This is a genomic window from Hypericibacter sp., assembly GCF_050729195.1.
Classification (GTDB): domain Bacteria; phylum Pseudomonadota; class Alphaproteobacteria; order Dongiales; family Dongiaceae; genus Hypericibacter.
This window is the reverse complement of record NZ_JBOHKS010000312.1, coordinates 40,915-62,586: the sequence shown is the minus strand read 5'-3', so window position 1 is coordinate 62,586 and position 21,672 is coordinate 40,915. Positions and strand designations below refer to the sequence as shown.

Sequence of the window (21,672 nt, the reverse complement as noted above, 5' to 3'; positions counted from 1 at the left end):
CCCCGCCCGTCTCCGCCAGCACCTTCGTGATCGCCGCCGTCAAAGACGTCTTCCCATGGTCGACGTGACCGATCGTCCCAATGTTGCAGTGCGGCTTGTTCCGCTCGAATTTCGCCTTCGCCATCGTGGTCGGTTCCTGCTGACTTGAGTCTTGTCCGTGGTAGCGCCGGCCCGCTTCGCGAAACCGACACCCGTTCTTGCTTCTTCCGGCCTTAAGCCGCCGGTAGGGCTTCGACCCTTACGCTTGGTCCGTGGTTTGGAGCGGGTGACGGGAATCGAACCCGCGTAGCCAGCTTGGAAGGCTGGAGCTCTACCATTGAGCTACACCCGCGCTGAACCGCTCGATTCCTTTAGACTGCTGTGAACCCTCAAAGCGTTCGCGTCACCGCATACGTGGCCGAAGAGGATGGTGGAGGGGGTAGGATTCGAACCTACGTAGGCTGACGCCAACGGGTTTACAGCCCGTCCCCTTTAGCCACTCGGGCACCCCTCCGTACGCTCATTCTCGGTCGCGCGCGGAGTTGCGAACTATGTGGATTTACAGCAGCTTGTCAACTTCTAAACACACGAAAAGCGCCCCGTCGTCCGTTCCACACCACAGAGGCAACGGTCGAGGGCGGATCTTGGTAGCCGAATTGTGGAATGCAATGTAATCAGGGCCATGCGCAAAGGCAAGCCGCGTTTCCCGCAATCCCGCCCTGCTTCAAACCGTCACCCTGAAGCGGGGGCTCCCGGCCGTTCCAAGCCCGTCCCCACGCCCTCCGGCTCATCCAAGCCGAGCCGCGCCCGGACCGGTGGCCCTCACGACTCGCGGCGAAAGCCCGGCAAACCCGTGGTCCACCGCGGACCCGAGCCGATCGCCGAGGAGGATCGTCCCGCTCGCCCCGGCGGCCCCCGCGACCGGGAGGCCGAACCGGGCCAGAGCCGTCGCCCGCCGCCGGAGCGCTCCGGCACCAGCGGCTTCTGGCTCTATGGGCTCCATGCGGTCCGCGCCGCGCTCGGCAATCCGCGCCGCCATATCCACCGGATTCTCGTCACCAGCGAGCTGGCCGGCGAATTGTTCGATGGCGTCGACCGGTCGGCCCGACCCCGTCCCCTGCCCACCCCCGAATCGATGGACAAGGACGGGATCGCCCGGCTGCTGCCGGCGGGCTCGGTCCATCAGGGCGTGGCGGCCCGGGTGGAGCCCTTACCTTATATAACGATCGAAGACCTCACTGCCGACCTGGATCCCGACGCCCCGGCTTTGGTGGTGGTGCTCGACCAGGTGAGCGACCCCCATAATGTCGGCGCGATCCTGCGCTCCGCCGCGGCTTTCGGCGCCCGGGGCCTGATCGTGACCGAGCGCCATGCGGCGCCCGAGACCGGGACGTTGGCCAAATCGGCCAGTGGCGCCCTGGATGTGGTGCCCCTGGTCCGGGTCAGCAACCTGGCGCGTGCGCTCGAGCTCCTCAAAAAAGCCAATTTCTGGTGCCTGGGTTTCGATGCCGACGCGCCGGACAGCCTGCCCAAGACCAAGCTCGCCGAGCGGGTGGCGCTGGTGCTGGGGTCGGAGGGTCGGGGTATGCGCCGCCTGACGCGGGAGGGCTGCGACCTTTTGCTCAGTTTGCCGACGGGGGGTCCGATCGATCAACTCAACGTGTCCAACGCCGCCGCGATTGCTCTCTATGAATGGGCCCGCCAGCATGGGCGGCCTCGCTGATCGCCACCGACCGCTTCCAGGGGCTGCCTCGTCATGAAGCTCAGATTCGTCACCATCGCCGCTCTTTTCATCCTGAGCTTCGCGATCGCCGGCGGCCTGTTGCTTCTGAACGGTTTCAGCGTCCTGGCCCAGGACAAGATCATCGCGCCGGGCGCCAGCGATTCGCAGATCGACGTCTTCTTCAAGCCGATCGACACCAACAATGACCGCGCCATCTCCTTCGAGGAGTTCTCGGTCAAGCAGCAGAGCAATTTCGCCAAGCTCGACACCGACCAGAACGGCCAGATCACGCTGGCGGAATATACCGTCGAGGTGCAGAGCAAGCCCGACAATCTCGCCAAGGAAACATCCAAGTTCGTCAGCCTGGACAAGGATCAGGATGGCAACCTGACGATCGCGGAATTCGAGGCGCCGCGCCGCCAGCAGTTCGACGATATGGACGCGAATTGCGATGGCCAGATGTCCTGGCCCGAATTCGCCGCCACCGTGCGCAACAAGCCGATGCCGAAAAGCTGCTGATCGCCGCGCAGGATCGGGCAAGAAAGATAAACTGCGGCCCCTCCCCAATCTTCCTTTCTTGAGTTGTGCCGTCGCCGCCTGTTCATTGGAGCGACAGCGGGTCCAGGACAGCGAGATCGGCAGCTCCGGCTCTCCTCGGCCGCACCGGGATCCGCCAAAAAACCACGTCTCCCACACAATTTCCCTTGAGCCGCCTCGGGATAACATGCGCTCATCGAGGGGCTTGAATGGAAATCGCCCGGGGGCAGGCCTGCTCCGGGGACGATTCAATGAAAAATCGAGCGTCGACGGGAAGGACATCGCAATGAAGAAGTTTCTAGCGGCATTGGCCATTGGGGCCGGGCTGGCCCTGACCATGCCCGCCGCGCATGCGGCCACGCCAGACGATACCCTGATCGAAGCCTGGCGCTTCGACGACATCATCTCCCTGGATCCCGCGGAGATGTACGAGATCTCGACCTACGAGTTCGTGGGCAATGTTTATGTGACGCTGATCTCGATCGACCCGCATGACACCACCCACATCCTGCCGCGTGTCGCCGAGAGCTGGACGGTCTCCGATGACGGCTTGACCTATACCTTCAAGTTGCGCGCCGGCCAGAAATTCCACAGCGGCAACGCGGTCACGGCCACCGATGTCGTCTATTCCTTCCAGCGCCTCACGGCCCTCGATCTGGCGCCCGCCTTCCTGATCACGGACCTGGGCATCTCCAAAGACAATATGAACGACACGCTGAAGGCCGTGGACGACCTGACCTTCCAGTTCAAGGTCGACAAGCCCTACGCGCCCTCCTACGTGATCAACGTGCTCTCGGCCTCGAACTTCGCGGTCGTCGACAGCAAGCTCTTGAAGAGCCACGAGACGAACAACGATTGGGGCAATGGCTGGCTCAAGACGAACTCGGCGGGTTCCGGGCCCTTCATTCTGAAGAGCTGGAAGCCGGACGAGACCCTCGTTCTCGAAGCCAACCCGAACTATTACGGCGGCGCGCCGAAGCTGAAGCGGGTCGTGTGGCGCAACATCGCCGAGGAATCGGCGCAGCGCCTGCTGCTCGAATCCGGCGATGTCGACATCGCCCGCAACCTCTCGGCCGACCAGCTCGACGGTCTGCGCAAGAAGGGCGGCTTCGAAGTCACCTCGACGCCGCAAAGCACCAGCCTCTATATCGGCCTCAACACCAAGAACAAATATCTGGCCGACCCCAAGGTCCGCGAAGCCATCCGCTACCTGGTCGACTATGACGGGCTGGTGAAGACCGCGCTGCGCGAGGCCTATATCGTCAACCAGACCTTCCTGCCCAACAGCTTCCTGGGTTATGTCGATTCCAATCCCTACAAGCTCGACATCGCCAAGGCCAAGGCGCTGCTGGCCGAGGCCGGCTTCGCCGATGGCTTCGAGCTCTCGATCGATGTCGCCTCGACCTACCAGGATCGCATGGACATCGCCCAGAGCCTCCAGGGCACGCTGGCCCAGGTCGGCATCAAGCTGAAGATCCTGTCGGAGGATGCGAAAACCTCGCTCACCAACTACCGGGCGCGCAAGCACGACCTCTATCTCGGCACCTGGGGCGTCGACTATTTCGATCCGAACACGAACATGGTGTTCGTGGCGAACACGGACAATTCGGACGACCCGCCGAGCAAGCCGCTCGCCTGGCGCAACAGCTGGATCAATCCGGAGATGACCGCCAAGGCCCAGGCCCTGCTGATGGAACGCGATGATGCCAAACGCAAGGCCGGCTATCAGGCGCTCATCAAGGAGTGGCAGCCGGTCTCGCCCTTCGCGATGCTCTATCAGCAGATCTCGGTCGCGGCCCTGCTGCCGAAGGTCAAGAACTTCTATCTCGGGCCCTCGGCGGAGACGACGCTCTATCTGACTGTGAGCAAGTAAGAGTCCGCGTTTCATGTCGAAGCCCTCGGCAGCTTCGGCAACGGAACCCGACGCGACCCCGCCGGCCGTCAGCAGTACCTCTTCTTATCAGAGAACGAGGCGTCTGCTTCTGGTCGGTTGGGAAACGCTGATTTCCGTCGCGGCGACATTCCTCGGACTGCTCTTCATCACCTTCGTGATCGGCCGGCTCATGCCGGCCGATCCCCTCCTCGCCATCGTCGGCGAACGAGCCAGCGCAGAGACCTACAATCGCGTCCGTGAAGAGCTGGGGCTGAACCTGCCGATCTGGCGGCAGTTCCTGATCTATGCCTGGGATGTGGTGCGGGGCGATTTCGGCATGTCGGTGCTGACGGCCCGTCCGGTCTCGGAAGACCTCCTGCGCGTCTTCCCTGCGACGGCGGAACTCTCCATCGTCGGCATCTTCATTGGCGTGGTGGCCGGCGTCCCGCTCGGCGTCTGGGCCGCGGTCTATCGCAACAGCTTCCTCGATCATGTCATGCGGGTGCTCGGCCTGGTCGGTTATTCCGTGCCGATCTTCTGGCTCGGCATCATGGGGCTGCTGGTCTTCTATCTCGAGCTGCAATGGGTCGCCGGGCCAGGCCGGCTGGAAGTCTATCTCGACGGCGAGGTGCCAACGGTGACCGGCATGATCCTGGTCGATTCCATCATCGCCGGCGACTGGGAGGTCTTCAACAATGCCCTCAGCCACATCATCCTGCCGGCCTCGCTGCTCGGCTATTACTCTCTCGCCTATATCAGCCGCATGACCCGCAGCCTGATGCTGGAGCAGCTCAACCAGGATTACCTCCTGACCGCGCGCATCAAGGGCATGCGGCAGAGCCGGCTCATCTGGCGCCATGCCTTCGGCAATATTCTCGTGCCGCTGATCACCGTGATCGCGCTTTCCTTCGCAGGCCTGCTCGAGGGCTCCGTTTTGACCGAAACGGTCTTCGCCTGGCCCGGAATCGGCCGCTACATCACCAACGCGCTGCTGAATGCCGACATGAATGCCGTGCTCGGCGGCACCATCGTGGTCGGCACCGTCTTCGTCGGCGTCAACCTGCTGTCCGATGTCCTTTACCGGATCGTGGATCCGCGCGCGCGATGAGCAACGCCACCGATGCCGTCCGCCCTGCCAGGCTCCGCGCCTGGCTCACCACCGACACGCCGGACTCCGGCTGGCAGGCGAACTGGGGCCGGCTCTATCGCGGCTGGCGCGTCTTCGCCCGCAATCCCCTCGCCCTCATCGGGCTGGGAATCATCCTCCTGCTCGTCTTCTGCGCCGCCTTCGCGCCCTGGATCGCCACCGCCGATCCGACCGTCCAAGATCTCACCTTGCGCCTGCAGCCGGCGAGCCCGGAGCATTGGCTCGGCACCGACCGCATGGGGCGCGACACCTTCTCCGCCCTGATCTATGGCGCGCGCGTCACACTCTATATCGTCTGCCTGGCGCTGATCATCGCGGCGCCCATCGGGCTCCTGGTCGGATCCACCGCCGGCTATATCGGCGGACGCACCGACCGCGTGCTGATGCGGATCACCGACATCTTCTTCTCCTTCCCGAGGCTCGTGCTGGCGCTGGCCTTCGTGGCGGCGCTGGGGCCAGGGCTCGACAACGCCGTCATCGCCATCGCCCTCACCGCCTGGCCCGCCTATGCGCGGGTCGCACGTGCCGAAACGCTGGCGGTGCGGCGCAGCGATTTCATCGCGGCGATCAAGGCGCAAGGCGCCAGCAGCTGGCGCATCATCACCCGCCATGTGATGCCGCTCTCCCTGCCCTCGGTCATCGTCCGCGCCACGCTCGACATGGCCGGCATCATCCTGACCGCCGCCGGCCTCGGCTTCCTCGGTCTCGGCGCCCAGCCGCCCACGCCCGAATGGGGCGCCATGATCTCGGTCGGACGCCAGAACATCCTCGATCAATGGTGGGTCGCGGCGGTGCCGGGCCTCGCGATCTTCATCGTCAGCCTCGGATTCAATCTCCTGGGCGATGGCTTGCGCGACGTGCTGGACCCGAAGACGTCATGAGCGCAAACCCATGACCGACACGACCCAACCCCTGCTGCGCGTCGAGGACCTCGCGGTCCGCTACGTCACCCCGACGGGCACCGTCGATGCGCTGAAGGGCGTCAGCTTCGAGCTGGGGCGCGAAAAGCTCGGCATCGTCGGCGAGTCCGGTTCCGGCAAATCCACGCTGGGCCGCGCGCTTCTGAAGCTCATCCCCAGCTCGGCCCGGATCACGGCCCAGCGGCTCGAATTCATGGGCCGCGATCTGCGCAACCTCAGCGAAGCCGAGATGCGGCTCGTGCGCGGCAAGCAGATCTCGATGATCCTGCAGGATCCGAAATTCTCGCTGAACCCGATCATGCGCGCAGGCGACCAGATCCTCGAGGCGCTCAGGATCCATGGCGAGGCCCGCGGCCGCGCCGGCCGGCAGCGCGTGATCGAGATCCTGAAGGCCGTGCGCATCCGCGATCCGGAGCGCGTCTATAACGCCTATCCGCATGAGCTCTCGGGCGGCATGGGCCAGCGCGTCATGACCGCCATGATGCTGGTGACCAATCCCCTGCTGCTGATCGCCGACGAGCCCACCTCGGCCCTGGACGTGACGGTGCGCATGCAGGTGCTCGCCATCATCGACGATCTCGTGACCCAGCGCGGCATGGGACTGATCTTCATCAGCCACGATCTCAATCTGGTGGGCTCCTTCTGCGACCGCATCCTCATCATGTATGGCGGACGCGTGGTCGAGAGCTGCCGGGCTTCGGAGCTGCAGAACTGCACCCATCCCTATACGCGGGGATTGCTGCAGTCGCTCCCCAGCATCGAGTATCCGCGCGAGATGCTGCCGACCCTGAAGCGCGATCCGGCCTGGCTTCGAGGCGCCTGATGGCGAGCTATCTCGAGGTCCGGAACCTGCAGGTCACCTTCGGCCATGGCGCCAACAAGGTGCAGGCCGTGCGCGGGGTCTCCTTCAGCGTCGAGAAGGGTGAATGTTTCGGCATCGTCGGCGAATCCGGCTCGGGCAAGACCACGGTCTTGCGCGCCGTCTGCGGCCTCAACCCGGTCTGGGAGGGCGAGGTGCGCATCGACGGCAAGCCGATCCCGCGCCCGCCCGATCGCGCCTTCTGCCGCACCGTCCAGATCGTGTTCCAGGATCCCTATGGCTCGCTTCATCCGCGCCAGACGGTCGATCGCTGCCTGCGCGAACCCCTGGAGATCCACGGGATCGGCCAGCGCGACCAGCGCATCGCGGATACGCTGGTGGCGGTCGGGCTCGACCGCAGCTTCCGCTATCGCTTCCCGCATCAGCTCTCGGGCGGCCAGCGCCAGCGGGTCGGCATCGCCCGCGCGCTGATGCTGGAGCCCAAGCTCCTGTTCCTCGACGAGCCCACCTCGGCCCTCGACGTCTCGGTCCAGGCCGAGATCCTCAATCTGCTGATGCGGCTGAGGAAGGAGCGCGGCTTCACCTATGTGCTGGTGACGCACGACCTCTCGATCATCTCGCATATGTGCGACCGCCTCATCGTGATGAATGTCGGCCGCATCGTGGAAGCGATGCCGGTCACCGCCTTGCGCGAACGCACGCCCGAGAACCCCTATACCCAGCAACTGCTGCAGGCGAGCCTCGGCTACGACCGCCAGGCGGTGGAGCGGTATCAGCGGTTCGATTGAGGGAATCCAGTTAAGCGAGAACCCCTCGCCTAATCTTCCTTCTCCTCATCGTCGCCCTCTCCCTCGCCTTCATCCTCGTCGTCATGCTCCCACTGGTCGCGGTCGTTGACCGGTGTCGGCAATCGGCTTTCGAGCCACTCGGCGACCTTCTTCGGCGAGAAGCCCTTGTCGCGGCATTCGATCACCCAGGAGAGATACGCCTCCGGTCCGCCATTCATGTAGGGCGGTGGCGAGACCGGCATGAAAACGGTCGGCAATCTCTCCTCGAGCGACAGGTAATTGAGCACATGGCCCAACTCCTGGACCGCATGCCAGGCCAGCTCGTCATCGATATCGATCGAGAATTTGGCCGACCAGGTGCCGTCCTCCTGGCGCTCGGTGCCGATCTTGCCGGTGATCGACGGCACCTTCTGCAGGAAGGCCGTCAGCGGGCGGAAATAGGCATCGAGATCGATCTTGCCGGTTTGTGCCACGTCATCCTCTCAGAAGCTCGGCGGCGAGTTGGCCGTCACCACCATACATTCCTCCTCGCCCGCATTGCGAAAGCGATGCGGCGTGCGGCTGTCGAAGTAATAGGCGTCGCCGGGTCCCAGGATCGTGCGCCGATCGCCGACCGTGACCTCGAGATGGCCCATCACAATCACGCCGCTCTCCTCCGCCTCGTGGCGCAGCATCTGCGGGCCGGTGTCGGCGCCAGGCGCGTAGCGCTCATGGAGCATCTGCATCGCGCGCCCCGCCATGTCGCGCCCGACCTGGCGATAGGAGATGGCGCCGCCCGCCAGCTCGACCAGCTCGGCCGAGCGGAAGAAGATCTGCGGCGTCAGGCGCGAGCTGCCGGCGAAGAAATCCGCCAGCGAGATCGGCAGCCCTTCGAGCACCTTCTTCAGCAGCCCGACCGACGGACTGCTCCGGTTCTGCTCGATCAGGGAGATGATCGCGTTCGACACGCCCGCGCGCTTGGCGAGCTCGCGCTGCGAGAAGCCCTGGGCCTCGCGCAAACCCTTGAGCCGCTGGCCCAAATCGAAGCCCGGTTCCATGCCGGGTCTCCTTCGTTGCTGTTTACCTCGATCAATATATTTAACAGCAATTCGCCTTTACCGCCACCATTTGGGGGAGGTACCGGCCCATTGTTTATTTTCTTAATCGTGATAGGCTCCGGCCCACTTTCCCCGACCCCTTCGCGAGGCCGCTCTCATGACCGCCAACACGGTGGATTTCGACGCTTCCCCGAACAATCTCGAGCCGTTCTGGATGCCGTTCACGGCGAACCGGCAGTTCAAGAAGGCGCCCCGCCTGTTGGTGTCTGCGAAGGACATGCATTATCAGAGCCATGACGGCCGCACGATCCTCGACGGCACCGCCGGTCTCTGGTGCGTGAATGCGGGCCATGCCCGCAAGGAGATCGCCGAAGCGGTCGGGGCCCAGCTCACCAAGCTCGACTACGCCCCGGCCTTCCAGATGGGCCATCCGGCGGCCTTCCAGCTTTCCAACAAGCTGACCCAGATGCTGCCCGAGTTCGACCATGTGTTCTTCGCCAACTCCGGCTCCGAGGCGGTGGACAGCGCGCTCAAGATCGCGCTCGCCTATCAGCGCGCCATCGGCCAGGGTGCGCGCACGCGCCTGATCGGCCGCGAGCGCGGCTATCACGGCGTCGGCTTCGGCGGCATCTCGGTCGGCGGTATCGTCTCCAACCGCAAAGTGTTCGGTCCCATGCTCGCGGGCGTCGATCATCTGCCCCACACCCACGACCTCAAGCGCAATGCTTTCGTGCGCGGCCTGCCCGAGCATGGGGCGGAACTCGCCGACCAGCTCGAGCGCATCGTGGCCCTCCATGACGCCTCGACCATCGCGGCCGTGATCGTCGAGCCGGTAGCCGGCTCGACCGGCGTGTTGATGCCGCCCAAGGGCTACCTGCAGAAGCTGCGCGCGATCTGCGACAAATACGGTATCCTGTTGATCTTCGACGAAGTCATCACCGGCTTCGGCCGCCTGGGCGCCTCTTTCGCCACCGAATATTTTGGCGTGGTGCCCGACATGATCACCTGCGCCAAGGGCCTCACCAACGGCGTGATCCCGATGGGCGCGGTGTTCGTGCGCAAGGGCATCTATGACGCCTTCATGAACGCGCCCGAGAACACCATCGAGCTGTTCCACGGCTATACCTATTCGGGCAACCCCGCGGCTTGCGCCGCGTCGCTGGCGGTGCTCGACATCTATAAGCGCGAGAGCCTGTTCGAGCGCGCGGCCGAGCTGGCGCCCTATTGGGAAGACGCTGTCCATTCGCTCAAGGGCACCAAGCACGTCATCGACCTGCGCAACCTCGGCATGATCGGCGCCATCGAACTCGAGCCGCGCGAGGGCAAGCCGACCGCCCGCGCCTTCGAAGCCTTCCTGGGCTGCTATGAGAAGGGCGTGCTGATCCGCACCACCGGCGATATCATCGCGCTGTCGCCGCCGCTGATCGTGCAGAAGACCCATATCGACCAGATCTTCGATACCATCGGCAAGGTGTTGAAGACGATCAATTGAGCTAGGGTTGGCAGCCGATTGGGCTGAAAGCGGGCTGGCGGCCGGCCTGGCTCCGGATTTCGGAGCCGGCTGGCCCTAGCCAGGGTCCGGGCCAACGGCCTTGATAGAAGCCGGAATCGCTCGAACCGGGAAGTCAGGGAAGCCTGCAGGGAAACGTTCAAGCGCCGCGCCCGACATCGGGATTTGAGGGCCGGCTGACTGCCAGACTGAAATAACGAGGGTTTTTCATCGCCGGCCGGATCTGGCGCGTCAGCGCGTGGGGTCTCGCGGGCCGGTTTTCGTTTGAAAGCGTCGGGAGCAAATCATGCTGATTGGTGTGCCTAAGGAAATCAAAGTCCATGAATACCGCGTGGGCCTGGTGCCTGCCGGTGTGCGCGAGCTCGTGCATCATGGCCACAAGGTGCTGGTCGAGACCAATGCCGGCTTCGGCATCGGCTTCGACGACAAGGCCTACAAGGCCGCCGGCGCGAAGATCGCCAAGAACGCCGCCGAGGTATTCGACAAGGCCGAGATGATCGTAAAGGTAAAGGAGCCGCAGCCCAAGGAGTGCAAGATGCTCTCCAAGGGCCAGGTGCTCTTCACCTATCTGCATCTCGCACCCGATCCCGAGCAGACCCAGGGCCTGATCAAGTCCGGTGCCACGGCCATCGCCTATGAGACCGTGACCGACGATCGCGGCGCCCTGCCCCTGCTGGCACCGATGAGCGAAGTCGCGGGCCGCATGTCGGCCCATGTCGGCGCTTTCTATCTGCAGAAGGAGCCCGGCGGCTCCGGCGTGCTGCTGGGCGGCGTGCCCGGCGTGCAGCCGGGCAAGGTCACCATCATCGGCGGCGGCGTGTCCGGCACGCATGCGGCCAAGATGGCGGTCGGCCTCGGTGCCGACGTCACCATCATCGACCGTTCGATCGGGCGGCTGCGCCAGCTCGACGACATCTTCGGCGGCCGCATCAAGACCGTCTTCTCGACCGTCGATGCGATCGAGCGGAATGTCGTGCGCTCCGACTTGGTGATCGGCGCGGTGCTGGTGCCCGGCGCCGCGGCGCCGAAGCTCGTCACCCACAAGATGATCAAGCAGATGCGCCCGGGTTCGGTGCTGGTCGATATCGCCATCGACCAGGGCGGCTGCTTCGAGACCAGCAAGGCCACGACCCATGCCGACCCGATCTATCTGGTCGACGGCATCGTGCATTACTGCGTGGCCAACATGCCGGGTGCGGTCGCCCGCACCTCGACCGTGGCGCTCAACAACGCCACCCTGCCCTTTACCCTGGCACTGGCCAACAAGGGCTATCGCCGGGCGCTCGCCGACGACAAGCATCTCATGGACGGCCTCAACGTCCATGAAGGCCATATCACCTACAAGGCGGTCGCCACGGCGCTGAAGCTCAAATACATGCCGGCGCCGCAGGCCCTCGGCCTCTGATCTCGCCAGTCTGCGACTGAAAAAGAGAGCCCCGGTTCCGCTGGAACCGGGGCTTTTTCTTTGCGGCACATCCAACGCGAGAGAAGTCGGGAGGGCGGCTCAGCGACCGACCAGCTTCTGCAGATGTTCCGGGTACCGCGCTCCCTGCACCGTCACTTTCGAGACGGTGCGTTCGATATCGCGGAGATCGTCGGACGTCAGTTTGACGTCGGCCGCCCCGACATTCTCCTTCAGCCGGTGCAACTTCGTGGTGCCGGGGATCGGCACAATCCAGGGCTTCTGGGCCAGCAGCCAGGCGATCGCGATCTGGGCGGGCGTCGTTTGTTTCTTGGCCGCGATGTCGCCAAGCAGACTCACCAGCGCCTGGTTCGCCTTGCGGGCCTCCGGCGTGAAACGGGGAGAGATATTACGAAAGTCGGTTTTGTCGAACGTCGTGGTCTCGTTGATGGCGCCCGTGAGGAAGCCCTTGCCCAGAGGGCTGAAAGGGACGAAACCGATCCCGAGTTCCTCGATCGTCGCCAGGATTTCCGCTTCAGGTTCCCGCCACCACAGCGAATATTCGCTCTGAAGCGCTGCAACGGGCTGGACCGCGTGAGCACGCCGGATTGTCTGCGCGCCGGCTTCTGACAGGCCGAAATGCCTGACCTTGCCCTGCCGGATCAGGTCCTTCACTGCTCCCGCCACCTCCTCGATCGGCAGGTTCGGGTCGACGCGGTGCTGATAGAACAAGTCGATGACATCGGTCTTGAGCCGCTTGAGCGAGGCCTCCGCAACCTGCTTGATATGCTCCGGTCGGCTGTTCAGGCCTCGCTGCTGACCCGTCTTCGGATCGAGATCGAAGCCGAATTTGGTTGCGATCACGACCTTCCCGCGGACAGAGGCAAGAGCCTCGCCTACGAGCTCCTCGTTCGTGAAGGGCCCGTAGACTTCGGCGGTGTCGAAGAAGGTGACGCCGCGATCGAAGGCCGACCGGATCAGCGAAATTCCCGCCTTCTTGTCGACCGCAGGGCCATAGCCAAAGCTCAGTCCCATGCAGCCCAGCCCGATGGCCGAGACTTCCAGTCCGCTGTTTCCAAGTTTGCGCTTCTGCATTGTTTCGTCTCCGTTGAGGTCAGGCGACGTGCTCGTCGCTGACCTGCTCCATGAAAATTGCGGCCCGCGGTCGAGCTGTTCCTGGATGGCGATAGAGGGCATGGCCGTGGGGCAGTCTCGCCGACGGCCTTCGATCGTGAATCTAGGGCGCACAGCGGCGTGCGATTAGCCGCTATAATGTGTATGGGCTCATGAGCTGAGGTCATAAATGCAGCGCGGAAATCTGGATGCCCTTCTGGCCTTCCTGGCCGTGGGGCGAGAGCGAAGTTTCACGAAAGCGGCCGCGAAGCTGGGCGTTTCCCAATCGGCGCTCAGCCACACCGTCCGCGAGCTCGAAACCCGGCTGGGCGTCCGGCTCCTCACCCGCACCACGCGGAGCGTCTCGCCGACGGAAGCGGGCGAACGTCTGCTTCACAGCCTGGGCCCCCGGTTTGAGGAGATCGAGAGCGAGCTCGCGGCGCTGAGCGAGCTCCGGGAGAAGCCCGCCGGTACCATTCGGATCACGGCAACCGAATATGCCGTCGACACGCTCCTCTGGCCGAAGCTCGCGAAATTCCTGCGTCAGTATCCGGACATCAAGGTCGAGATCATCATGGACGCCGGGCTGACCGATATCGTCGCTCAGCGTTTCGACGCGGGCGTGCGCAGCGGCGAGCAGGTGGCGAAGGACATGATTGCCGTGCGCATCGGGCCGGACCTCCGCATGGCGGTCGTCGGCACACCGTCCTATTTCAGGACGCGGTCAGAACCGAAGAAACCGCAGGACCTGATCGGCCACAACTGCATCAATCTGCATCTGGCCACCTATGGCGGATTGTATGCCTGGGAGTTCGAGAAGGGCGCCCGCGAACTCAAGGTCCGCGTCGAAGGCCAGCTCGTCTTCAACGGCACCTTCCAGATCCTCAATGCCGCGCTCGCCGGATTCGGCCTGGGCTATGTGCCGGAGGACCTGGCGCAGCCCCATATCGCCAGGGGCCGTCTCAAGCGGGTGCTCGAGGACTGGTGCCCTCCCTATGCGGGCTATCACCTCTATTACCCCAGCCGGCGCCAGCCCTCGACGGCCTTCGCCCTGTTGGTGGACGCGCTGCGCCACCGCGGCTAGCGAAGGCGCTTTTCGAAGACGTTCTTTCCTTCCCGCTATGACCATCTCAAAACGAAGGCCACAACCGCGAGGCCTATGATCAACGCACAGACGATCCAGTGCTTCGCCGTCCAATTATGCATGATCATCGTGACCGGCCCCAACTGAGTGTTGCGATTGGAATGTTAGCTCTCGATCCCAGATTCTCGAAGCCTTCCCTTTTGCCGTCTGGCCTCCAAACGCCTACCCTGTGGCTCGGAACCAGGGTTCATTTGGGGAATGCCTAATGATTCAGGGCGCGGCGAACCTGGGCGAGCGGTTGATCGAGGCCTGCGGGCGTTCTGGCATCGCGCCGGCCCTCGTCGGCGCCGATGAAACGATCGACTATCGGAGCTTCGCGAACAGTGCCGGCGAGACGGCCGAAAGCCTCCGCAAGGCCCGCATCGAGGCGGACGAGCCGGTTCTGCTGGCCGTCTCCAATCGGGTCCGCGATCTCGCCGGGCTCTGCGGAATCTGGCTCGCCGGCGGCGTCGCGGTGCCGGTTCACCGCACCAGCCTCGAAGCGACGGTGGCCACACTCGCTCGGCGAACGGGCGCCCGCCTCCTCGTCAACATGCATCCGGACCGCGCCGTGCCGGCCTCGCTCGCTGCCGACACACCGGTGACATCGCGGGGCGTGCCGCCGCCACCGCGACCCTTGCTCGCCGGCGCGGCCTATATCCTCTTCACCTCCGGCTCGACCGGCGAACCCAAGGGCGTCGTACTGGCGCATGACCGTTTCTCGCGGAAGCTCGACATGATCGACGCCGCGCTCGCCTTCGTTGCCGGCGAGCGAACCTTGCTGCCGCTGCAGCTCACCTTCATATTCGGGCACTGGGTGTCGCTGCTGATCTTGCTCCGCGGCGGAACGCTGGAGCTTTGCGAGAAGTTCGAGGCTCCGGTCGCGCTGGAGCATCTCGCCGGCACGCGGGTTCGACGCGTCGCACTCGTTCCCACCATGCTGCGTGCCCTGCTGCCGGTCGCCGAGGCCCGCGCGGGCGCTCGCTACAGCGGCGCGATCATGGTGGGCGGCGAGCCCCTGCCGGCGGCATTGGGACGGCGTTATCGAGCGCTCTGGCCGGCTGCCGCGCTCGGGGACATCTATGGCCTCACCGAGACCGGAAGCTGCGACTTCTTCCTGCCGCCGGAGGAGTATGACGAAGCTGCGGGAAGCATCGGCCGGCCGGGACCCGGGATCGAATTCCGTCTGAGCCCCGGCGATGGCGAATTGCAGATTCGCACGCCGACCGCCATGCGGGGCTATCTCGACGCGCCGGAGCCGACGGCCGCGGCGTTCGACGAAGGATGGTTCCGCACCGGCGATCTGGCGCGGTCGCGCGCGGACGGCCGCGTCGAGCTCGTCGGACGCGCGAAGGATCTCATCTTCCGCGGCGGCAACAAGATCTCGCCGCTCGAGCTGGAGCGCGTTTTTGCCGAACATCCCGAGGTCGCGGGCGCGCTCGCCGTGGGCGCGCCCGATGCGTTGAAGGGCGAGGCGCTCCATCTCCTGATCGTGCCGCGCGAAGGCGCCCGGCTCGATCAGGCGCGCCTCATCGACTGGGCACGAGAGCGCCTCGAGCGGTTCAAGCTACCGGATCACATCCACTTCGCGGCCGAATTGCCGCTCGGCCGCTCGGGCAAGGCCGACCGTGCGACACTGCGGCAACTGATCCAGGCAAAAACGCCGCCCGGTCGGTGAAGCAGATCCCTACCCGTCTACTGGATCCAACCCTGCCTTTTCGCGGCATCCACCACCTGGGTTGAGACCTCGTCGGCGGTGCGCTTGGCGGCGCCCTCGATTGTCGTCGCGCCACTCGTCTCTCCAGCGACTTTTACCACGCCTCCGACCACGAGCCCGATCGGGTTTGCGGTGGCGGCCAGAACGGCCAGCGGCAAGATGAGCCCCGGCATATGGCCGCCCTCGGAATTGACTTCCCCGCTCCCGAGCAGATGCAGGCCATATGACTTCATCTGGTAACCTTCGACCACCGTCACCAAGCTCGCATCGCCGGATCCGAAGCCGATCAAAACGCGCTTGACCGCGCTGCCTTGATTGACCGAGCCGAAGTAGCCCTTGATCACGATGTCATTGACTTTCGGGGCCGGCTGGCCCGCGGCCTGGACCGCCGGAAGGCCCGCCTCGCGCAGATCCGCGACGAGCTGCTTCGCCACCTCGGCCCCCACCTGCTCGGTGACCTGGAGTTGTTCGGGCGTGGGCTTGCCGGCGCTTTCCCCGGCGAAAGACGATTCCGGCGGGACCTTGTCGGGGTCCGCGGTGAAATCATAGACAAGGATGCGATCGGGTCGGGGGAGCGGTGGGCCGGCGTAAGTCTTTCGATTGGAGACCTCGGTCGAGGAGCAGCCGGCCACCAGAACAAGAACAAACAGACACGCAACAGCGCTACGGAGCGGCTTCATCGCTACCTCCAAAAAGGAGTCGGAAGGCCCGACACGAGGAAAAAGGAATCTAATGCTAGTTAGCCTCGGTGTGCGAGCCGAAACTTCATTGTCTTTGTGGATTTTTTCCTTCGCAACGACCCAGGTCAACCTCGATGCAGATCATTTCCCCTGTCTCCGAGAGTTGATGGAGGTCTTGTCACTGAATAGGCTGACTAAGCCCGAACGGCGCTCAAGCGATACAAGGTGCCAACGACGCTCGGTGCGTATCGGCCTGGAGCGAAGGCATTGGCAAGTTTTGTCTTTGCGCGCCAACCCGTGCAGTGGCCTGGAGCCACCAGACGCGGATCGATGCGCGCCTCCAGATCGCGGACCGTCGGCTCGATACGCCCCTCCATAGCCTTGCCCGACAGATGATAGCCGCCGAGCACGAGGTCGATCGGGGTATCCGGAAAATGCTTTATTGCCCCGAGGCAGGCATTGACGATGCCGGCATGCGAGCAGGCCGAAAGCACGGTTACGCCCCGGCCCGGGATGCGGGCCGCGACAAAGCGTTCATCCATGATCAGGGGATCCGGTTTGCCGTCGTCGCCGCGGAAACTATGGTGGCCGGCAAGTCCCGTCTCATAGCTGGTTACGCGATCGATCGCGCCGCTCCCAAAAAAGAAGCCGCCACAGAGGGGATGGGGATCATCGCGGGTGATGGTCTCGCCGCCGCATTGTGCGATGTCTTCGAACGTGGGTTCCTTCGGCAGCATCAGCATGACCCCGCTCGGCAACAGAACGCCGCGCTGGTCCGGTCGGTCCGGATGAAGATCGACAATCGGCGGGGACAAACCAGCTTTCGACCGCGCCTTGCTGATGGCCGCAATGACTTCCGGAAGACCGCCACTGTGATCGAAATGCCAGTGCGACAAGAAGATGCACTCGATCGCCGAGAGATCGACGTCAAGGCGCCGGGCATTGTCGAGCCAGAGGTCGGGATAGGGGCCGACATCGAAAAGCATGCTGCGTTTCTGTCCGCCCCTGCGACCGGTGAGCAACACCGAGAGCCCGTGACAGGCGCAGCACAGCTGATCGAATACGATCTTGCATTCGTGCCCTTCGTACTTTCGGCTCGGCGGGGTCCGCGCGGCGAGGTGGACAACCTCCGGGATCTGCGGCACGCCCTCGTCGACACTCGACAACGTGTCGGTTTCGTTGTCGATGACGACGAGGATCTCCAGCTCATCCAGGTTCAGCACGCCATCGGGAAGTGAATCTCCGTTCATGCGGTCACCCTCGTTTCTGACGATATTCTCCCGAGATGCCATAGGCGACCACGATAGCACCAAGCATTGCCGAGCTTCATGCGACTTCCGTCCGCTATGACCGCCGGATCCAGATCAGCCGAAGAGCGACAGCTCGCGGGCCAGATGCCAGAGCGTGTTGAGCGCGAAGCCGATGAACATCACGCCGGTGGCGCGGATGATCCAGATCTCGTGGGTCGCGTAGAAGCGGCGCAACGGTCCGGTGCCGACGAGCCAGATCAGGATGAAATCGGCGGCGACGAAGCCGGCGAGGCAGGCGGCCAGGAAGATCGGCGCCTGGTTCCAGCCGAAGCCCGCCAGCTGCCCCGCCAGGATCGCGGTGAAGACCGCGAGCGTCACGGGGTAGCTCTTGGGATTCGAGACGCCGAACAGCACGCCGCGCAGATAGGGACGATCGACATCGGCGCTGGTGCCGCCCTCGGGACGCTTGCGCACCAGCACGGCGCGCGTGCCGAGCCACAGCAGATAGAGCCCGCAAGCAAGCGCCAGCCCATGGAACAGCCAGGGCGAGACGAGATTGGCGCCGACCAGCGCCACCAAGGCCAAGCTGCACCAGAGCGTGTCGCCCAGGAGATGACCGAACAGGAATTGCGCCCCGGCCCAGCGCCCGCGCGCGGCCCCGATGCCGATGAAGGCGATGACCGCCGGTCCCGGCGTCAGCACCACGATCGCGCCGGCGACCGCGGCAGAGACGAGCAATGCAACATCCATCGATTCAAGTTCCCTGCCGGCGGTACCGGGGCGGCATCCCCTCGCCGGCCCGCCATGATCGATGGCGGCACAAGCCTGTCAACCTCAAGAGGATGAAGCGGGACGGATATCCTCGCGACGCCCTGCCCGGTCAGCAAGCCTGTCGGCGGCAGTCGCGCAGCACGCCGTCCCAGTTGCTCCACACAGCCCAGACCGCGGCGGACTGAGCCTTGCTCATCGGCAGCCGCTGCGGCGCCTCCGGCCCGGCCGTCCAGATATAGGTCATGCAGGGGGTGCCGAGCGGCTCGTCGCAGGCGTTCTCGCCGGCGCTTGCCAGATCGTCCCCCATCAAGCCGGCGGGACACACGACCGCATGGACGAGGCCCGTCTGGCCGATCTGGTGGCAGGCCGCTGCGGCCATGCTGCCGCTCCTCACATAGGCGATGACGAGGAACGCGGCGACCAGCACGGCAATCGCTGCCGCGACGATGAAGCCGATCAGCTTCCAGCTCGGCCCCTCCTCCGTCGTCTTGCGAGGGGCAGCAGGCTTGCTCTTGGCGCGCAGCGCCCGCTTTCCGACCGCGAGGACACCGCTCGCGCCAGCCGCCAGTTGTCTCGCGCCGGCGGGACGAGCGGGCGAAGAGTGAACGGTGCGGGTGGGGGCCGAATTGCCGGCCATCACGAATCGCGCGGGCTGTCGCATGGTTGTCTTCCGTCGACGGTGCGCAGCGGAGCCGAATGTCTGCGCTCAGTCGGCTGTCTCTCCGTTGGCTGTTCAACGGCCGCAAACGCGGCGGCCAGGGATCCCAGGAGAGCATGGCGGCCGTTAAAACATCGGAACCATAAAACTCAATTTATCTAAAATTTTTAATCGACTACGATCATTTGCTGAACTCGTGCCGAGCTTTGTCAACGCGGCTCGAAGCCTGAGGTTCCATAGTGTGTCGGACGATTCATTCCACAGGATCCTTCCCATGAAGATCACCGCCATCCGCATCAGCCAGCATCGCTACAAATTCGACCCGCCCTTCCATGCCAGCTGGGACACGCGGCCCCGCACCAATTGGGACGCGACCATCGTCCGGGTCGAGACCGACGAGGGTGTCACCGGCATCGGCTCGGGCGACCTGATGGTGGGCTTCGCCGGCCATGAAGAGCTCTTCATCGGCCAGGACCCGATGGCGATCGAGCGCCATTACCGGATCCTCGCCAACATCAATTTCCATTATGGCCGCTGCTGGCCGCTCGACCTGGCGCTGTGGGATCTCGCCGGCAAGATCACCGGCCAGCCCTGCTGGAAGCTCCTGGGTGGGCTTTCCAACAAGGTCCGCGCCTACGCCTCCTCCGGCACGCTGCGCAAGCCGGAACAGCTGGTCGAGGTCGCCCAGCAATTCATCGCGCAGGGCTTCGGCGCCATGAAGATCCGCTTCCATCGCGGCGACTGGCGCCAGGACATCGCGGCCTTGACCGCCGTGCGCCAGGCGGTCGGCGACAAGCTCACTCTCATGGTCGATTGCAATCAGGGCTGGCGCATGCCCTGGGACACGGCCCAGCCCTGGAGCCTGAAGGACGCGCTCCAGGTGGCGAAGCCGCTGGAGGAGCTCGAGGTCTTCTGGATGGAGGAACCGCTCCATCGCGCAGACTATGACGGCATGGCCGCCCTGCGGCAGTCGACCCGGGTGCGGATCGCCGGCGGCGAGATGACCCGCGAGCTCCATGAGTTCCGCAACCTGATCCAGCGGGGCAGCCTCGACGTGCTGCAGCCCGACGTGGCGCTGGTGGGCGGCATCACCGGCTTGCGCCGCGTCGGCCAGATGGCGCTCGAGCACAATCTGGTCTTCACGCCCCACACCTGGACCAACGGCATCGGCGTCATCGCCAACGCCCACCTGACCGCCGGCGCCACCGGCGCGCCCTTCCTGGAATTCCCCTACGACCCGCCCGAATGGGGCCTCGACCGGCGCGACTACATGCTGGTCGATCCGGTCGACGCCAAGGGCGGCTGGTTCACCCTCACGGACAAACCCGGCCTCGGCATCGAGCTCGACGAGGAGCGGCTGAAGGCGACGAAGATCGGGTGAGAAGGGGGGATCGGCGGCGGGGTTAAGCGGAGAGATCGAGATATTGTCCCCTCTCCCGCTTGCGAGAGAGGGAACCCTGGTCATCGACCGAGCAGCCCCCTCCTTAATCCTCCCCCGCAGGTGGAGGAGGAGATTGGAAAATCAGGCCGCGGCGTCCTGGGATGAGGACGGGCTGCGCTGGCCGATGCTGATCTGGTTGTTCCAGAACCGCTCGAGCTTCAGGAGCGACTTGTTCACGCCCTCGAGCTGGGCCATCTCGGGGCCGAGCGCCTCGATATGGCGGTCATACATCACGCGGATCCGGTCGCGGACGGCGAGCGCTTTTTCCGACAGCCGGACGATCTGGCTGCGGCGGTCATGGCGGGAGCGCTCCTGGATCAGATAGCCGTTCTCGACCATCTTCTTGACGTTGTAGGAGACGTTCGAGCCCAGGTAATAGCCGCGCTGGGTCAGCTCGCCGACGGTCAGCTCATCGTCGCCGATGTTGAACAGAATCATCGCCTGCACGTTGGACAGGTCACGAATGCCACCGCGGTCGAGCTCGACCTTGATGACCTCGAGACATTGCCGGTGCAAACGCTCGATCAATCCGATGGTGCTGAGATAACCGGCTGTCACGATGACGTCTCCTTGGCCCTTTGGCGGGGGTCTCTGAACTGTCATCGGTAGCACCCTCTGCTTAAGCCTTCCTTTACGGCTGTGGGTGCATGAAGTGGCATGCGTCAAGTCATTCCAAACACAGCGATATTCAAGGGCCTCCTCAGCTTCATCCAGAAGATGAAGAAGAGACGCTTTCTGTCGCTTTTGCCGGTTCTTGTGCTGGGCGTGATGCTAGCCGGGGCCGGCCATGCCCGCGCCGACTTCAAGGTCTGCAACAAGACCCCGGAACGGGTCGCCGTCGCCCTGGGCTTCCGCCAGCAGGGCCAATGGCTGTCCCAGGGCTGGTGGAACGTCGAGCCGTCGCGCTGCGCCACGCTCCTGCCCGGCAAGCTCTCCGAGACCAAGTACTATCTCTACGCCGACGCTAAGGCTCATAACTGGTTCATGGGCGGCGGCTTCCGCTTTTGCGTGAAGAACGACGAGTTCAAGATCATCGGGAACAGCAACTGCCCGCTCCAGGGGGGCTCCCCGCTTGGCTTCCGCGAGGTCGCTGTCGGCAAGAATGCGACCTTCGTCTACGAGATCTACGAGCCGACACCGTAAAATAGATCGATTTTACGGTTTCGGTTGACAGCGGGATTTG

The 21,672-nt window shown here is 64.4% G+C and carries 22 protein-coding genes and 2 tRNA genes; 13 read left to right on the top strand and 11 right to left on the bottom strand.

Annotation, left to right across the window (positions count from 1 at the left end; translation table 11 throughout):
• The 3 genes from ACREE8_RS25600 to ACREE8_RS25590 form a co-directional block, all read right to left on the bottom strand.
• Window positions 1–124, bottom strand: a 124-nt coding sequence (locus ACREE8_RS25600; RefSeq protein ID WP_296516918.1) for a GTP-binding protein, incomplete at its 3' end; no start/stop codon positions are given.
• Window positions 125–257: 133 nt separating this feature from the next.
• A tRNA-Gly gene (locus tag ACREE8_RS25595) sits at window positions 258–331 on the bottom strand.
• A gap of 76 nt (window positions 332–407) precedes the next feature.
• Window positions 408–493: transfer RNA gene (locus ACREE8_RS25590), tRNA-Tyr, on the bottom strand.
• A gap of 339 nt (window positions 494–832) precedes the next feature.
• Between ACREE8_RS25590 and rlmB the strand changes: the two genes are divergently transcribed.
• The 7 genes from rlmB to ACREE8_RS25555 all read left to right on the top strand — a co-directional run bounded on the left by rlmB (window position 833) and on the right by ACREE8_RS25555 (window position 7,787).
• Window positions 833–1,702 carry a 23S rRNA (guanosine(2251)-2'-O)-methyltransferase RlmB gene (gene rlmB / locus ACREE8_RS25585; protein ID WP_431575854.1) on the top strand — a complete coding sequence of 290 codons (870 nt, stop codon included), beginning with the start codon at window positions 833–835 and terminating at the stop codon, window positions 1,700–1,702.
• A 33-nt stretch (window positions 1,703–1,735) separates the two neighbouring features.
• Window positions 1,736–2,221, top strand: coding sequence for an EF-hand domain-containing protein (locus ACREE8_RS25580; protein ID WP_431575853.1), 486 nt, complete (start codon window positions 1,736–1,738; stop codon window positions 2,219–2,221).
• A gap of 304 nt (window positions 2,222–2,525) precedes the next feature.
• A complete protein-coding gene (locus tag ACREE8_RS25575) occupies window positions 2,526–4,112 on the top strand; it encodes an ABC transporter substrate-binding protein (RefSeq protein WP_431575852.1) in 1,587 nt (528 codons plus the stop codon).
• Window positions 4,113–4,125: 13 nt separating this feature from the next.
• Window positions 4,126–5,220: an ABC transporter permease gene (locus ACREE8_RS25570; RefSeq protein ID WP_431575851.1), complete on the top strand. Its 1,095-nt coding sequence runs from the start codon at window positions 4,126–4,128 to the stop codon at window positions 5,218–5,220.
• Window positions 5,217–6,140 (top strand): ABC transporter permease, encoded by a 924-nt coding sequence (locus tag ACREE8_RS25565; protein ID WP_431575850.1) that lies wholly within the window; start codon window positions 5,217–5,219, stop codon window positions 6,138–6,140. The genes ACREE8_RS25570 and ACREE8_RS25565 overlap by 4 nt, the downstream gene beginning before the upstream one ends.
• Window positions 6,141–6,150: 10 nt before the next feature.
• Window positions 6,151–7,002, top strand: a complete 852-nt coding sequence (locus tag ACREE8_RS25560; protein ID WP_431575849.1) for an ABC transporter ATP-binding protein — start codon at window positions 6,151–6,153, stop codon at window positions 7,000–7,002.
• Window positions 7,002–7,787 carry an ABC transporter ATP-binding protein gene (locus ACREE8_RS25555; protein WP_431575848.1) on the top strand — a complete coding sequence of 262 codons (786 nt, stop codon included), beginning with the start codon at window positions 7,002–7,004 and terminating at the stop codon, window positions 7,785–7,787. Before ACREE8_RS25560 ends, ACREE8_RS25555 begins: the two co-directional genes overlap by 1 nt.
• 29 nt (window positions 7,788–7,816) lie before the next feature.
• Here the strand turns inward: ACREE8_RS25555 and ACREE8_RS25550 are convergent, their stop codons facing one another.
• Window positions 7,817–8,260, bottom strand: a complete 444-nt coding sequence (locus ACREE8_RS25550; protein WP_431575847.1) for a hypothetical protein — start codon at window positions 8,258–8,260, stop codon at window positions 7,817–7,819.
• A 9-nt stretch (window positions 8,261–8,269) separates the two neighbouring features.
• Window positions 8,270–8,824 (bottom strand): cupin domain-containing protein, encoded by a 555-nt coding sequence (locus tag ACREE8_RS25545; RefSeq protein WP_431575846.1) that lies wholly within the window; start codon window positions 8,822–8,824, stop codon window positions 8,270–8,272.
• A 157-nt stretch (window positions 8,825–8,981) separates the two neighbouring features.
• Here ACREE8_RS25545 and ACREE8_RS25540 point away from each other — a divergent pair, with 157 nt between their 5' ends.
• Both ACREE8_RS25540 and ald read left to right on the top strand, forming a co-directional pair.
• Window positions 8,982–10,316, top strand: a complete 1,335-nt coding sequence (locus ACREE8_RS25540; RefSeq protein ID WP_431575845.1) for an aspartate aminotransferase family protein — start codon at window positions 8,982–8,984, stop codon at window positions 10,314–10,316.
• Between the two features lie 304 nt (window positions 10,317–10,620).
• A complete protein-coding gene (gene ald / locus ACREE8_RS25535; RefSeq protein ID WP_431575844.1) occupies window positions 10,621–11,739 on the top strand; it encodes an alanine dehydrogenase in 1,119 nt (372 codons plus the stop codon).
• A gap of 99 nt (window positions 11,740–11,838) precedes the next feature.
• On the opposite strand, the gene ACREE8_RS25530 is transcribed toward ald, so the two are convergent.
• The gene (locus ACREE8_RS25530) at window positions 11,839–12,933 is read right to left on the bottom strand and encodes an aldo/keto reductase (protein WP_431575843.1); all 1,095 of its coding nucleotides are present in this window, start codon (window positions 12,931–12,933) and stop codon (window positions 11,839–11,841) included.
• A 106-nt stretch (window positions 12,934–13,039) separates the two neighbouring features.
• Between ACREE8_RS25530 and ACREE8_RS25525 the strand changes: the two genes are divergently transcribed.
• Together ACREE8_RS25525 and ACREE8_RS25520 are read left to right on the top strand one after the other, a co-directional pair.
• Complete coding sequence (locus ACREE8_RS25525) at window positions 13,040–13,933, top strand: LysR family transcriptional regulator (protein WP_431575842.1); 894 nt, start codon at window positions 13,040–13,042, stop codon at window positions 13,931–13,933.
• Between the two features lie 265 nt (window positions 13,934–14,198).
• Complete coding sequence (locus tag ACREE8_RS25520; RefSeq protein WP_431575841.1) at window positions 14,199–15,650, top strand: class I adenylate-forming enzyme family protein; 1,452 nt, start codon at window positions 14,199–14,201, stop codon at window positions 15,648–15,650.
• A gap of 17 nt (window positions 15,651–15,667) precedes the next feature.
• Here ACREE8_RS25520 and ACREE8_RS25515 read toward each other — a convergent pair whose 3' ends face one another.
• From ACREE8_RS25515 to ACREE8_RS25500, 4 genes are all read right to left on the bottom strand, one after another.
• Entirely contained in the window at window positions 15,668–16,498 is an 831-nt protein-coding gene (locus ACREE8_RS25515) for a DUF4410 domain-containing protein (RefSeq protein ID WP_431575840.1), read from the bottom strand.
• Window positions 16,499–16,563: 65 nt separating this feature from the next.
• A complete protein-coding gene (locus ACREE8_RS25510) occupies window positions 16,564–17,619 on the bottom strand; it encodes an MBL fold metallo-hydrolase (RefSeq protein ID WP_431575839.1) in 1,056 nt (351 codons plus the stop codon).
• Between the two features lie 114 nt (window positions 17,620–17,733).
• The gene (locus ACREE8_RS25505) at window positions 17,734–18,369 is read right to left on the bottom strand and encodes a LysE family translocator (RefSeq protein WP_431575838.1); all 636 of its coding nucleotides are present in this window, start codon (window positions 18,367–18,369) and stop codon (window positions 17,734–17,736) included.
• Between the two features lie 130 nt (window positions 18,370–18,499).
• Complete coding sequence (locus tag ACREE8_RS25500; RefSeq protein ID WP_431575837.1) at window positions 18,500–19,051, bottom strand: hypothetical protein; 552 nt, start codon at window positions 19,049–19,051, stop codon at window positions 18,500–18,502.
• 271 nt (window positions 19,052–19,322) lie between these two features.
• Here ACREE8_RS25500 and ACREE8_RS25495 point away from each other — a divergent pair, with 271 nt between their 5' ends.
• Window positions 19,323–20,429 (top strand): mandelate racemase/muconate lactonizing enzyme family protein, encoded by a 1,107-nt coding sequence (locus ACREE8_RS25495; RefSeq protein ID WP_431575836.1) that lies wholly within the window; start codon window positions 19,323–19,325, stop codon window positions 20,427–20,429.
• Between the two features lie 141 nt (window positions 20,430–20,570).
• On the opposite strand, the gene ACREE8_RS25490 is transcribed toward ACREE8_RS25495, so the two are convergent.
• Window positions 20,571–21,047, bottom strand: a complete 477-nt coding sequence (locus tag ACREE8_RS25490) for a MarR family winged helix-turn-helix transcriptional regulator (protein ID WP_431575835.1) — start codon at window positions 21,045–21,047, stop codon at window positions 20,571–20,573.
• Window positions 21,048–21,206: 159 nt separating this feature from the next.
• On the opposite strand from ACREE8_RS25490, the gene ACREE8_RS25485 reads away from it, so the two are divergent.
• Window positions 21,207–21,632 carry a DUF1036 domain-containing protein gene (locus ACREE8_RS25485; RefSeq protein ID WP_431575834.1) on the top strand — a complete coding sequence of 142 codons (426 nt, stop codon included), beginning with the start codon at window positions 21,207–21,209 and terminating at the stop codon, window positions 21,630–21,632.
• Window positions 21,633–21,672: the final 40 nt, after the last annotated feature.

Bases quoted from the DNA above. Each gene is read 5' to 3' on its own strand.
- ACREE8_RS25580 (WP_431575853.1), top strand. From the start codon at position 1,736: ATGAAGCTCAGATTCGTCACCATCGCCGCTCTTTTCATCCTGAGCTTC.
- ACREE8_RS25575 (WP_431575852.1), top strand. From the start codon at position 2,526: ATGAAGAAGTTTCTAGCGGCATTGGCCATTGGGGCCGGGCTGGCCCTG.
- ACREE8_RS25570 (WP_431575851.1), top strand. From the start codon at position 4,126: ATGTCGAAGCCCTCGGCAGCTTCGGCAACGGAACCCGACGCGACCCCG.
- ACREE8_RS25565 (WP_431575850.1), top strand. From the start codon at position 5,217: ATGAGCAACGCCACCGATGCCGTCCGCCCTGCCAGGCTCCGCGCCTGG.
- ACREE8_RS25560 (WP_431575849.1), top strand. From the start codon at position 6,151: ATGACCGACACGACCCAACCCCTGCTGCGCGTCGAGGACCTCGCGGTC.
- ACREE8_RS25555 (WP_431575848.1), top strand. From the start codon at position 7,002: ATGGCGAGCTATCTCGAGGTCCGGAACCTGCAGGTCACCTTCGGCCAT.
- ACREE8_RS25545 (WP_431575846.1), bottom strand. From the start codon at position 8,824: ATGGAACCGGGCTTCGATTTGGGCCAGCGGCTCAAGGGTTTGCGCGAG.
- ACREE8_RS25540 (WP_431575845.1), top strand. From the start codon at position 8,982: ATGACCGCCAACACGGTGGATTTCGACGCTTCCCCGAACAATCTCGAG.
- ald (WP_431575844.1), top strand. From the start codon at position 10,621: ATGCTGATTGGTGTGCCTAAGGAAATCAAAGTCCATGAATACCGCGTG.
- ACREE8_RS25530 (WP_431575843.1), bottom strand. From the start codon at position 12,933: ATGCCCTCTATCGCCATCCAGGAACAGCTCGACCGCGGGCCGCAATTT.
- ACREE8_RS25525 (WP_431575842.1), top strand. From the start codon at position 13,040: ATGCAGCGCGGAAATCTGGATGCCCTTCTGGCCTTCCTGGCCGTGGGG.
- ACREE8_RS25520 (WP_431575841.1), top strand. From the start codon at position 14,199: ATGATTCAGGGCGCGGCGAACCTGGGCGAGCGGTTGATCGAGGCCTGC.
- ACREE8_RS25510 (WP_431575839.1), bottom strand. From the start codon at position 17,619: ATGAACGGAGATTCACTTCCCGATGGCGTGCTGAACCTGGATGAGCTG.
- ACREE8_RS25505 (WP_431575838.1), bottom strand. From the start codon at position 18,369: ATGGATGTTGCATTGCTCGTCTCTGCCGCGGTCGCCGGCGCGATCGTG.
- ACREE8_RS25500 (WP_431575837.1), bottom strand. From the start codon at position 19,051: ATGCGACAGCCCGCGCGATTCGTGATGGCCGGCAATTCGGCCCCCACC.
- ACREE8_RS25495 (WP_431575836.1), top strand. From the start codon at position 19,323: ATGAAGATCACCGCCATCCGCATCAGCCAGCATCGCTACAAATTCGAC.
- ACREE8_RS25485 (WP_431575834.1), top strand. From the start codon at position 21,207: ATGAAGAAGAGACGCTTTCTGTCGCTTTTGCCGGTTCTTGTGCTGGGC.